At 58.0% G+C, this 12012-nt stretch carries 15 protein-coding genes; 7 read left to right on the forward strand and 8 right to left on the reverse strand.

Annotated elements, in window-relative coordinates:
• Positions 1-8 precede the first annotated feature (8 nt).
• Complete coding sequence (locus AC3ZVB_RS20670; protein WP_162438670.1) at positions 9-353, reverse strand: YciI family protein; 345 nt, start codon at positions 351-353, stop codon at positions 9-11.
• A gap of 80 nt (positions 354-433) precedes the next feature.
• Complete coding sequence (locus AC3ZVB_RS20675; RefSeq protein WP_162438669.1) at positions 434-859, reverse strand: YybH family protein; 426 nt, start codon at positions 857-859, stop codon at positions 434-436.
• A 141-nt stretch (positions 860-1000) separates the two neighbouring features.
• On the opposite strand from AC3ZVB_RS20675, the gene AC3ZVB_RS20680 reads away from it, so the two are divergent.
• Together AC3ZVB_RS20680 and AC3ZVB_RS20685 are read left to right on the forward strand one after the other, a co-directional pair.
• Positions 1001-1507, forward strand: a complete 507-nt coding sequence (locus AC3ZVB_RS20680; RefSeq protein ID WP_194693745.1) for a GNAT family N-acetyltransferase — start codon at positions 1001-1003, stop codon at positions 1505-1507.
• Positions 1497-2102: a pyridoxamine 5'-phosphate oxidase family protein gene (locus AC3ZVB_RS20685; protein WP_490147598.1), complete on the forward strand. Its 606-nt coding sequence runs from the start codon at positions 1497-1499 to the stop codon at positions 2100-2102. Before AC3ZVB_RS20680 ends, AC3ZVB_RS20685 begins: the two co-directional genes overlap by 11 nt.
• Before the next feature lie 76 nt (positions 2103-2178).
• Here the strand turns inward: AC3ZVB_RS20685 and AC3ZVB_RS20690 are convergent, their stop codons facing one another.
• From AC3ZVB_RS20690 to AC3ZVB_RS20700, 3 genes are all read right to left on the reverse strand, one after another.
• A complete protein-coding gene (locus tag AC3ZVB_RS20690) occupies positions 2179-2667 on the reverse strand; it encodes a GNAT family N-acetyltransferase (RefSeq protein ID WP_162438666.1) in 489 nt (162 codons plus the stop codon).
• 45 nt (positions 2668-2712) lie between these two features.
• Positions 2713-3198, reverse strand: a complete 486-nt coding sequence (locus tag AC3ZVB_RS20695) for a GyrI-like domain-containing protein (RefSeq protein ID WP_490147599.1) — start codon at positions 3196-3198, stop codon at positions 2713-2715.
• 67 nt (positions 3199-3265) lie between these two features.
• A complete protein-coding gene (locus tag AC3ZVB_RS20700) occupies positions 3266-3928 on the reverse strand; it encodes a LysE family translocator (RefSeq protein ID WP_490147600.1) in 663 nt (220 codons plus the stop codon).
• Between the two features lie 139 nt (positions 3929-4067).
• Between AC3ZVB_RS20700 and alaC the strand changes: the two genes are divergently transcribed.
• Together alaC and AC3ZVB_RS20710 are read left to right on the forward strand one after the other, a co-directional pair.
• A complete protein-coding gene (alaC, locus tag AC3ZVB_RS20705; protein WP_490147601.1) occupies positions 4068-5285 on the forward strand; it encodes an alanine transaminase in 1218 nt (405 codons plus the stop codon).
• Between the two features lie 237 nt (positions 5286-5522).
• On the forward strand, positions 5523-6392 hold the full coding sequence (locus tag AC3ZVB_RS20710) for an RHS repeat-associated core domain-containing protein (RefSeq protein WP_490147602.1): 870 nt from the start codon (positions 5523-5525) through the stop codon (positions 6390-6392).
• A gap of 65 nt (positions 6393-6457) precedes the next feature.
• Here AC3ZVB_RS20710 and AC3ZVB_RS20715 read toward each other — a convergent pair whose 3' ends face one another.
• Positions 6458-7810, reverse strand: a complete 1353-nt coding sequence (locus AC3ZVB_RS20715) for a GntP family permease (RefSeq protein ID WP_162438662.1) — start codon at positions 7808-7810, stop codon at positions 6458-6460.
• 82 nt (positions 7811-7892) lie between these two features.
• Entirely contained in the window at positions 7893-8426 is a 534-nt protein-coding gene (locus AC3ZVB_RS20720) for a gluconokinase (RefSeq protein WP_162438661.1), read from the reverse strand.
• 215 nt (positions 8427-8641) lie between these two features.
• On the opposite strand from AC3ZVB_RS20720, the gene gntR reads away from it, so the two are divergent.
• A complete protein-coding gene (gntR, locus tag AC3ZVB_RS20725) occupies positions 8642-9673 on the forward strand; it encodes an HTH-type transcriptional regulator GntR (protein ID WP_490147603.1) in 1032 nt (343 codons plus the stop codon).
• A gap of 161 nt (positions 9674-9834) precedes the next feature.
• Here the strand turns inward: gntR and AC3ZVB_RS20730 are convergent, their stop codons facing one another.
• On the reverse strand, positions 9835-10716 hold the full coding sequence (locus AC3ZVB_RS20730; protein WP_490147604.1) for a LysR family transcriptional regulator: 882 nt from the start codon (positions 10714-10716) through the stop codon (positions 9835-9837).
• Positions 10717-10846: 130 nt separating this feature from the next.
• On the opposite strand from AC3ZVB_RS20730, the gene AC3ZVB_RS20735 reads away from it, so the two are divergent.
• Positions 10847-11278: a PACE efflux transporter gene (locus AC3ZVB_RS20735; RefSeq protein ID WP_490147605.1), complete on the forward strand. Its 432-nt coding sequence runs from the start codon at positions 10847-10849 to the stop codon at positions 11276-11278.
• Between the two features lie 63 nt (positions 11279-11341).
• A complete protein-coding gene (locus AC3ZVB_RS20740) occupies positions 11342-11974 on the forward strand; it encodes a glutathione S-transferase family protein (protein WP_490147606.1) in 633 nt (210 codons plus the stop codon).
• Positions 11975-12012 lie beyond the last annotated feature (38 nt).

Here is a 12012-nt window from a genome sequence, read left to right on the forward strand (position 1 = left end):
TTTGTTATTCAGGGATTCAACTGGCGAACGGGGCGCACCTCGACACAGCCCACCCGTGCCGCCGGAATATTTCCGGCGACCTGGAGGGCTTCGTTGAGGTCCTTGGCATCGATCAGGTAGAAGCCAGCCAACTGCTCCTTGGTTTCGGCAAAGGGGCCGTCGGTAATCGACAGTTTGCCGTTGCGCATGCGCACGGTGGTCGCGGTCTGCACTGATTCCAGCGCCTCGGCGGCGATCATTCGCCCGCTGCCCTGGATGGACTCGGCATAGGCCATGCATTCGGCATCTTTAGGGCTCTCGGGCAGCGAATGCAGTTCGCGCTCACTGCTGTAGACCAGGCACAAATACTTCATGGGATTCTCCCGGATCGAACGGATCAACTATGGCTGCAGTTTGGCGTTTGGGTGTTTTTTCCCGACGACCAGCCAGACGATCAAGGTTGCAAGTCGAACAACGTGGCACCGCTTTCCATGTCGAACGGGGCAGAAAAGTGTTCGTGGACGATGCGCCATTGGCCCGCGTCGCGACGATACCCGGCTGTACCGCGCATCCAGCAGGCCTGGGTTTCACCCTTGTCATTGGTACCACCGCAATGGGCCAGCCAATGGGCGAAAGCGATCTGTTCGCCGGTCACAATGTTGATTTGGTGAAACTCGAAAATGTGCGGGCCGGGGCACATTTCCATGCACGCCTGCCAATGCGCGCGGTAAGCGGCCTTGCCCTTGAATTGCAGGGCTTTGACCGCATCGAACGAAACGATGTCATCGGCATACAGTGCCATGACTTTATCAATATCCTTGGCGATGACGGCCTGTTGATAGGTATCGATCAGGCTCTGAATTTCAGCGTGTGCGCTCATGAGGTTTCTCCGTGTGTATTGTTGTGAAGACCCCCTTAGTCGTCTGAACCAACGCCCATTCGACAGCCCAAATAAAAATAATCCACGGACACAAACTCGCTAGAATCCGAGGCTCGATTCTGTTGGAAAAAGGACACTCCAGTGACAGCCCAGCTTGTGCCTTACGAAAGCCTGAATACGCTCCAGCGCCAACAGGTCGAGGCCATCGAAGTGCATCCGAAACAAATCAGGTTTTGCGGCGATATCTTCGGAGCGCTGCATTCCCTGCTGTCCAAACCCGGCCCCGGCGTCAAAGGATTTGCCTTGCTGGTCGAGGACGTTCCCGTCGCGTTCCTGCTGCTCAAACGCCCGCCGGTATTGCCTGCCTGGGCGAACGAACACAGCGCCACGCTGCATGCACTGCAAGTCGATCAACGGGCTCAGGGCAAAGGCTACGGCAAGGCTTGCCTGCAAGCGCTGCCGGAAGTGGCGCGCCTGGCCTGGCCGGAGATCAAGGGACTGGAACTGTCGGTGGACGCGGATAACGAAGCGGCGATCGCGCTTTACGCAAAATTCGGCTGGGTCGATACCGGCGAAGCGTACAAGGGCCGTATCGGTTTTGAACGGCGCATGGGTCTGTTTTTTCAAGGAGATAATTATGCTCAATAGCATCGAAGCACTGGAGGCCATTTACGGCCAACCCCACGATCGCGCCGTGCGCAAACAAATCCCTTTCTTGAACGAGGATTATCAGGCGATGGTCCGTGCTTCCCCGCTCGTGATCATCAGCTCGGTCGGCCCGGATGGCATGGACGGTTCGCCAAGGGGTGACATGCCGGGTTTCGTGCGGATTATCGACTCGCGAACGCTGGCCATTCCGGACCGTCCGGGCAACAACCGCATCGACACCCTGCGCAATGTCGTGCTGGATTCAAGGGTGTCATTGCTGTTCATCATTCCGGGGATTGGCGAGACCTTGCGGGTTAACGGCACCGCGCAGATCAGTGCCGAGCCGGAGCTGTTGAACAGCTTCGCGGTGAACGGCAAACCCGCACGCACGGTGATGCTGGTGACAGTGGAGGCGGCGTATTTTCATTGCTCGAAGGCGATGGTGCGTTCCGATGTGTGGAACCCGCAGACCTACCTCGACCGCTCTGCGCTGCCGACGGCGGGCGCGTTTCACAAGCGTTTGAATGATGGGGAGTTCGATGCCGAGACCTATGACCGGGAAGCCCCGGCGAGGGTGCGCGACAGTCTTTACTGACACATCCCTGCTCGCGATGGCGTCTTTGAGATCGCTATCGCGAGCAAGCTTTTCGCCCGCAGTTAATCTTCACTGACTATAACGTCAGCACCATCTCATGCCACGCCATCCCGCCGTGATCCGACGTCGATGGCTTGACGTAGGCAAAGCCGAACCCGGCGTAAAACGGCACATGCCGCTCCTTGCACATCAGGTTGATGCTGACCTTGCCCATGGCGCGCATGCGCTCGATGAACTCTTCCATCAAACGCTTCGCCACACCCTGCCCCTGATAATCCGGATGAACCACCACTGACATGATCACCACATGCGGGCCTGCCGGGTCGTGGCCGATCAGCTCCTTGAACGCCTCGTCCGACATTTCCACTTCAAACGCCGCGCCGGAATTGATGAAGCCGGCGACAACGCCCTCCACCTCGGCGACGATGAAACCTTCGGGCCAGGTGGCAATGCGGGTCGCGATTTTTTCGCGAGTGGCGGCTTCGTCGCCTTCGTAGGCGACGGTTTCGATGCTGTAGCAGCGGTCCAGGTCAGCAGGCGTGACGTGGCGAATAACAAGGGTCATGGCAACTCGAAGTCAGCGATGAAGAAGGTTGGCGATCATAAATTATTACGCCTTGAGCGGCAGCCAGATTTCCAGCACGCCAGTGTTGAGTTTCGGATTGTAGTCTTCGCTGTAACGCTCGAATTCCGGAGCGTCCGCCGCCTCGTGTCCGGATTGCGGCAGCCAGGTTTTCCAGATGTATTGAAAGACCTCTGGCAGTTTATCCAGCGAGCCCTTGTGCTCGAATACCGCGTAGTGCTGAGGTTGAACCTCGACCCAGCGATATTTCTCGGGCAGGTCATCGAGCTTGCTGATTTCGACACCGGCGATGTATTCGAAACCACCCTGGCCATCCGGATTGCAGCAGATGCCGTAGGTGACTTCGCTTTTTTGGCCAGGAATCTTGCCGATCTCGGGGATGAATTTTTCCCACAGATCAGGAATGTCACCGGCGGTTTCCTGGGTGAATCGTCCACCAAGCCCCGCGATCAGCAGGAAGTGTCCATGCTCGAAGCGAGGTTCAGCCAGTTCCACACGTGCTTGCTCGTCCATGACTCGACTCCTGGAATGAAAAAGTGGGTTCGGCTGGGAGTATAGAAGCCAAACCCGATTCGCCAAATTACAGGGTGTGCAACTGCTCGACGGCACCGCTACCAACAAACTCGTTGTAGCCCGATAGGATCACGTACACCGCGAAATAGCAGAAGATCGCCGCTGATGCCATGTAGGAATAACGCAGCAGTTTGTCGCCCAGCAACTTGCCGCCATGACTCGCCGCGAAGCACAGACCCGCACTCCAGAGCAGCCCGGCAAAGAAGAATCCACTCAGGAACAACGCCGAACTGACCGGACCAGCAGCGCCAGAACGGGCGATCAATGTGCCGCCCACTGCCGCGAACCAGAGAATGGCGCTGGGGGACGACATGGCGAGGAAGATCCCGCGGAAAAACTCTTTGCGATGTGAGTTCTGCCCCACCTCCGCCGTTTGCGCCAGCACCGCTTCGTGATGAATCGCCGAATAAATCATCTTCGCCGCGAAATACACCAACAGCGCCGAACCGCCAATCCACAATACCCAGCGCACGGTTTCGTATTGCAGTAAAACCGTCATGCCCGCCAGCGCCAGCACCGCGTAAATCAGGTCGCCGACACAGGTCCCCAAGCCCAGCGCAAAGCCTTGAAAATAGCCGCGTTGCATGGCCAGGGTGATCATCGCGATATTGGCCACGCCAATGTCCAGGCACAGCGAAAGGCTCAGCAAAAAGCCACTGGTGAATTCCATCGACCGCTTTCCTTGGGAAAAGATTATTTACAAACCTGCTGGACAGTTTGCCACAGCTGCCCTTACATTCCGCCACAGGCCACCGCAGTGGCCAGCGTCGCTCGGACGGTTCCGGGCGCTTACGTTATCCGAGGCAACAATGGCCGAACAAGGTTCGCCGCGCCGCTTTGCGCGCATAGATCGACTCCCCCCTTACGTTTTCAACATCACTGCCGAGCTGAAGATGGCCGCCCGTCGTCGTGGCGAAGACATCATCGACTTCAGCATGGGCAATCCTGACGGCCCGACGCCGCCGCACATTGTCGAAAAACTCGTCACCGTCGCCCAGCGCGAAGACACCCACGGCTACTCCACGTCCAAGGGCATTCCGCGTCTGCGTCGGGCGATTTCCAACTGGTACAAGGATCGCTACGAAGTCGATATCGACCCGGAAACCGAGGCCATCGTCACGATCGGTTCCAAGGAAGGCCTGGCGCATCTGATGCTGGCGACCCTTGATCAGGGCGACACCGTACTGGTGCCGAACCCGAGCTACCCGATTCACATCTACGGTGCCGTGATTGCTGGCGCCCAGGTGCGTTCGGTGCCGCTGATTCCGGGTGTGGATTTCTTCGCCGAACTCGAACGCGCCATTCGAGGGTCGATCCCGAAGCCGAAAATGATGATCCTCGGCTTCCCGTCCAACCCGACAGCCCAGTGCGTGGAGCTCGATTTCTTCGAGCGAGTGATCGCCCTCGCCAAGCAGTACGACGTGTTGGTCGTGCACGACCTGGCTTACGCCGACATCGTCTACGACGGCTGGAAAGCCCCGTCGATCATGCAGGTGCCGGGCGCCAAGGACATTGCGGTGGAGTTTTTCACCCTGTCCAAGAGCTACAACATGGCGGGCTGGCGTATCGGTTTCATGGTCGGCAACGCGGAACTGGTCAACGCCCTGGCGCGGATCAAGAGTTACCACGACTACGGCACATTTACCCCGCTGCAGGTCGCGGCCATTGCGGCGCTGGAAGGCGATCAGCAGTGTGTCAAAGACATCGCCGAACAGTATCGCCAGCGCCGCAATGTGCTGGTCAAAGGCCTGCATGAACTGGGCTGGATGGTCGAAAACCCGAAAGCCTCGATGTACGTGTGGGCCAAGATTCCTGACGCGTATGCGCACATGGGTTCGCTGGAGTTCGCCAAGAAACTGCTGGCCGAGGCCAAGGTCTGCGTCTCGCCGGGTGTGGGGTTCGGGGAGTACGGGGATGATCACGTGCGCTTCGCGCTGATCGAAAACCAGGACCGGATTCGCCAGGCGGTACGCGGGATTCGCGGGATGTTCAGGGCGGATGGGCAGGCACAAAAAACCAATGCCTGACCCATAACAAATGTGGGAGCGGGTTTGCTCGCGAATGCGGTATGCCAATCAACATCTACGTTGACTGGCACGCCCTTTTCGCAAGCAAGCCCGCTCCCACATTGGGTTTCGCGGTGAACTGGAATACCCCAAGTCACTCGTCACACCTGACAGTTCTGTCAGTTCTCGGCCCCCGGTCTACGTGAAATGCTGAAGACGGCTGTATTGCCCTCATCGCGTGCCAAAGGAGACCGTCTCATGCCCCCATCAAATCCAGTTGTTCAAAACACCGCGCGCTGGCAACGGACCGTGCTGTTAGCAAGTGACCGCAAAAACTCGGTGCTTGCCGAAACAGTCGCCGGTGAAACCCGCCACGTGGCGTATTCGGTTTATGGAACGCAATCTTCCCGACAGAAGTTGACGTCCCGTCTGGGCTTCAACGGTGAACTGTGTGAAGCGAGTATGGGCTGGTACATCCTGGGTAATGGATACCGGGCCTATAACCCGGGATTGATGCGGTTCCATAGCCCGGACACATTCAGTCCGTTCGGCAAGGGAGGGCTGAATGCGTATATGTATTGTGGTGGTGAGCCTGTGATGCGTAAGGATCCGACGGGAGAGGGTTGGATTTTTGAAATCTTTTCTGCTGTCTGGAGGATAATTTCCCCGGTCGGTAATGGTGGCGCAAGTGCTCCCCCAAAAAGCACAGGAGTTGATCCGGCCTTGCAAGGCGGGTTGTTACTCGGATTGTTAAAACACCTCGAGAACAATAAGAAACTGCCTACTGTCAGGACAGCGAAAAGTAGCCGGACACGCAAACACATTCCCTTCAGGGACGGTCCTCTACCCGGCCAAGGTTCCTCCACAACAACTTACGTCACTCGTTCGACAAATCAGGTGAGCGGCGTATCGATAACTGAAAAAGCGCCATCGATGAGTAGAGCCAGCTCCCAACACTCTGTCTCCAGCGGTAGCAGCAGTGTTTCTGCTCCCAGTTCTTACCGCACAATTTCAACGCTCAGTGTCCAGAGCAGCGATAGTGGCTTTCGCAGCAATGTCTCTAGCACAAGTACGTTTTCTGGGACGTCCAGTCTCCAAGCTCGCGTCGATGCGTTGAGGCAGAGTTAACGCCGATACGGAAAAACAAAAATGCCCGCAAAACGCGCGGGCATTCAAGTAGTCAAACGAAGTGCTTAAACGAACATCGACAACAACAGAATAAAGCCCAGCGCTACCACGGACAGGATGGTTTCCATCGCGGTCCAGGTCTTGAAGGTTTCTGCCACGGTCATGTTGAAGTACTGCTTCACCAGCCAGAAACCGGCGTCGTTGACGTGGGACAGCACCAGCGAACCGGCACCGGTCGCCAACACCAGCAGTTCGCGGTTCACACCTGGAATCATCCCCACCACCGGCACCACGATGCCCGCGCCAGTGATGGTCGCCACAGTGGCAGAACCGGTCGCGACACGAATCACTGCCGCTACCAGCCACGCCAACAGGATCGGCGAGATCTGTGCGTTGACCGCCATGTGGCCGATCACATCGCCCACGCCGCTGGTGACCAGCATCTGCTTGAAGCCACCGCCCGCGCCGATGATCAAAATGATCGCCGCCGTCGGTGCCAGACTCGCGTCGAGCAATTTGAGAATGCGTTTGGAATCGATGCCCTGACGGTGACCGAAGGTATACAGCGACAGCAGCAACGCCAGCAGCAACGCCGAGATCGGGTGACCGATCATGTCCATCCACGTGCGGAAGAAGTGGCCATCCGGCAACGCGACGTCGGCAAATGTTTTCAGCAGCATCAGGAACACCGGGAGCAACACGGTGATCAGGGTGATGCTGAAGCTTGGCAGGTTGGTCGCTTCCGGCTCGCGAGCCAGTTGATCCACCAGTTCCTGGTTGGCATGGCCCGGAATGTACTTGGCGATGAACGTACCGAAAATCGGCCCGGCAATGATGGCGGTTGGCAGCGCCACGATCAGCCCGTACAGAATGGTTTTACCGATGTCGGCACCGAACACGCCAATGGCCAGCAACGGGCCCGGGTGTGGCGGAACCAGACCGTGCACCGCCGACAGGCCGGCGAGCAGCGGGATACCGATCTTGATGATCGACACGCCGGTACGCCGCGCGACGATGAACACCAGTGGAATCAACAGCACGAAACCGATTTCGAAGAACAGCGGAATGCCGACCAGGAAAGCGGCGAACATCATCGCCCACTGCACCTTGTCCTTGCCGAACGCACGAATCAGGGTCTGGGCAATCTGATCCGCCCCGCCCGACTCCGCCATCATTTTGCCGAGCATGGTCCCCAGCGCCAGGATGATCCCGACAAAACCGAGCACCCCACCGAAGCCGTCCTGGAACGCCTTGATGATGGTGCCGATCGGCATGCCGGAGGTCAGGCCGAGGAAGGCGGCGGCGATAATCAGGGCAATGAACGGGTGGAACTTGAACTTGGTAATCAGGACGATAAGCCCGATCACCGTCACCACTGCATCGAGCAGCAGGAACGTCTCGTGGGACATGCCAAACATTAGGGGTGTCTCCTGGTTGTTGTTGTTATTAAAGCGGGTAATTCGCAAGCCATCAGGACAGCGCTATCTTTTTGAGCAAAACTCATACGGCGAGTTTCAGGCCGTGTTCGAGCCACCAGCGGTGCGCTTGAACGGCCAACTCATCGACGCTGTGAATGGAAGCGTCCAGTGCCAGGGTCAGAGGCTCGCCCTTGGGCGACTCGAGCGTGGCGAACTGGCTGTCGATCAGGGTCGAGGGCATGAAGTGGCCGGGCCGATGAGACACACGCTCGGCGGCAACTTCAGGCGTTAACTCGAGGAACACGAAACCCAGGCCCGGCAAGGCACTGCGCAACACTTCGCGATAACTGTGTTTGAGGGCCGAGCAGGTCAACACCGGGCGTTCGCCCTTGGCATCGACGCGGCGCAATTCGACGCACAGGCTGTCGAGCCAGCCGGCACGGTCTTGATCGTTAAGGGGGATACCCGCGCTCATCTTTTCGATGTTGGCGGCAGGGTGGAAAGTATCGCCTTCAATGGCAGTCGCGCCGCTGAGCTGGCACAACGCTTCACTGACGCAAGTTTTGCCGCAACCGGCAACACCCATGATGACCAGGGCGGTGATGGGATGATTCATGTAACACCTCAGCGCGCAGACAGCGCTACCTTTGTCAGTTAGGACACTCGACTAAAAGTAGAAGTTGCCGACGCCTTCTTGTCATTTTTGTGGGTTGCAGCATTTTCGTTCCCAACGCCAAAAAGCGAGGTTCAGGCAAAACTCGCTTACGCATTTGCAGCTGCTTCGGGACAGCGCTACCTTAGTGCCTCGAATTTTGTTTGGCAAGCCGTCCGATGATCTCCCCTAAAAACGATAAAAATACGCGCACCACTGGCCGCCCTACCCTGAACGAAGTCGCCCGGCTGGCCGGCGTCAGCCCGATCACGGCCTCCCGCGCCTTGCGAGGAGTCAGCACCGTGGCGACCGAACTGGTGGAAAAAGTCCAGAAAGCCGCCCTCGAACTCAACTACGTGGTCAACCCTGCCGCCCGTGCGCTGGCGTCTGCCCAGGGTCATTCGGTGGTTGTGCTGGTGCCGTCGCTGTCCAACCTGTTGTTCATCGATACGCTGGAAGCCATTCATCAGGTTTTGCGCCCCAAGGGCTTCGAAGTGCTGATCGGCAACTTCCACTACTCCGGCGACGAAGAAGAAAACCTGCTGCGCAACTACATGGCATATCAGCCTCGCGGCTTGTTGCTGACCGGTTTCGACCGCACCGAAAGCTCGCGACGGATGATCGAAGCCAGCAACATACCTTGCGTGTACATGATGGAACTGGACAGTGCGGCCGGCTTGAACTGCGTGGGCTTTTCGCAACTCGCGGCGGGCGAAACCGCGGCGCAACATTTGCTGTCCCGTGGCCGCAAGCGCCTGGCTTACATCGGCGCGCAGCTGGATCAACGCACCTTGCTGCGCGGTGAAGGCTTCCGCAAAGCGCTGCAAAAGGCTGGCCTGTACGATCCGGATCTGGAGATCCTGACCCCGCGTGCGTCGTCTGTCGGGTTGGGCGGGGAGTTGTTTCTGCAGCTGATGGCCAGTCACCCGGATGTCGATGCGATTTTCTTCGGCAACGACGACCTGGCCCAGGGTGCGCTGCTGGAGGCGATGCGTTGCGGGATCAAGATTCCCGAACAAGTGGCGATCCTGGGCTTCAACGACCTGCCGGCTTCGGCCCACATGGTCCCGCGCTTGAGCAGCATCAGCACGCCACGAGAGGCCATTGGCCGTCGTTCGGCAGAGTTGATGCTGACCTTGCTGGCCGGCAACACGGTGGCCAAACCGGTGCAGGACATGGGGTTTGAATTGAAGGTGCGCGAGAGTACGTAGTTTCCTTGCCGGAGCTGTGTGGCCGCTGTGCAGGAGCTGTGTAGGAGCTGTCGAGTGAAACGAGGCTGCGATCTTTTGATCCTGATCTTCATTTGGAAAGAACAAGATCAAAAGATCGCAGCCTCGTTTCACTCGGCAGCTCCTACAGGAGTTGGGGCGGATCAGGAATTTGTGCTGGCCAGAAGTTCTACAACCGCCAACGCCCCCTTCTGCAAAGGCTGACTCTTGAGCCATATCGCATGCACCGGCAACACCAACCCGTTCTCGATATTACGAAAATTCAGGCGTTTGAGTCGGCCTGCGTCGAGTAAGGGCTGCACCACTGACAATGGAAAATTCCCCCACCCCAACCCGGCTTCGACCATGTCCAGCGCCATCGCCAGCGTGTCGGTGCGCCAATACGACTCAGCCACCAATGGCCGTGTATCGCTGATCGGCAAGTCGCGGCTGGCGACGATGATTTGCCGCACGTTCACCAAATCCTCCAGATACAGATCCTTCCCCTGAAACAGCGGATTGTCCGCCGAGAGCGTGGCGATCATCCGTTCCGTGCCGACAAACTGGAAACGCTCAAGCACGTTCATGCTCAACCCGGCGAAGGCCAGGCAGACGCTGACCCTGCCGCTGTGCAGCAAGGCCAACACATCATCCTGCGGTGCGCTGAGCACCTCGATGTCCAGCAGCGGATGTCGCTCGGTGATGACCTTGATCGCCGCCATCAGTCGACGCTTGTCGATGTCTGCCACCACGCCAATCGACAACTTGCTTTCCAGGCCCAGCGACAGCTCGATGGCATGCACCTGCAACTGCTTGAGCTGCTCGGCGATCAGTCGAGCATGGGGCATCAGCGCGTGGGCCATGGCAGTCGGCACCGGGTCCCGGTGGCTGCGATCGAACAGCGAGTAACCCAATTCTGCTTCGAGGTTGCCAATGCCCATGCTCACCGCCGACGGCACTTTGCCCAGTGCTCGAGCGGCGGCAGAAAACGAACCACGCTCAATCACCGCGAGAAACAGTTCGATGCTGTCACTGTTGAAATTCATCACTCTTCCTATCAATAAAACTGAAAGCTTCTGACTTTTTCTGTCAATACCATTGAAGCTATCTTGCGCCGCCTCTGCCAGTCAGTCTTCAGAAAACTGGCATCACGTTGTCCGAAAGAGGCCGTTCCCCATGCAAGGTGTTAAACGCAAACTGGTTTATGTGTCGCTGTACGAAATCATCGGCATGAGCTTCTCGGCGCTAGGCCTGGCCTTGTTGTCCGGCACCTCTCCCGGTAGCACCGGCCCGCTGGCCGTGGTCATTACCACCATCGCCGTGAGCTGGAATTTCATCTACACCTCGTTGTTCGAACGCTGGGAAAGCCGCCAGCCTTCGCGCACCCGCACGGTTAAACGGCGCATCGCCCATGCAGTGGGATTTCAACTAACCTTGATAGTGTTTCTGATCCCGCTGATTGCCTGGTGGATGAACATCAGCCTGGTACAAGCTTTCTTGCTGGATCTGGCACTGATCATCTTCATTCCCTGCTACACCTTCGCGTTCAACTGGCTGTTTGACCGCACGTTTGGTTTACCAGCCTCGGCGTTACCGGACCCGGCCTGAGTCGCATCCTGGCCGACACACTGTTAGATTCCTGAAGCGTCGAATCGCTAAAGGAGTAGCTCAATGGAACACGCACTGAAGATTCTCGGTAAAGCATCCTCGATCAACGTCAGAAAGGTCCTGTGGACCTGCGACGAATTGAGTGTTTCCTACGAACGCGAGGACTGGGGCAGCGGTTTTGCATCGACCCACAGCCCCGAGTTCATCAAGCTCAATCCCAACGCACAGGTGCCGGTGATCATCGACGACGCCGGCGTGTTATGGGAGTCCAACACCATCTGCCGCTACCTGGTCGGCAAACACCACCACACCGATCTGCTGCCCACGGAGCCTGCAGCCCGCGCCCGGGTCGAGCAGTGGATGGATTGGCAGGCCACCGAGCTCAACCCCTCCTGGAGTTATGCGTTCACGGCGCTGGTGCGCAAGGATCCGGAATATCAGGACCCGCACCGTCTCGCCGTCGGCGTGCGCGGCTGGAACCAGAAGATGGCCATCCTCGAACAGCAGCTCAAGGCAACCGGTGCTTATGTCGCCGGCCCTCACTTCACCCTGGCCGACATCGTCGTCGGACTTTCAGTCAACCGCTGGCTGATGACACCGATCGATCGCCCCGACTACCCCGCCGTCGACGAGTACTTTCAACGGCTGGCCCAACGCCCAGGATTTCTCAAACATGGCTGCAACGGGTTGCCCTAGTGCCCGACATACCCTTCTGTACCCCCTTGAAAAGAGAG

Source organism: Pseudomonas sp. MDV22-iso1, assembly GCF_058145095.1.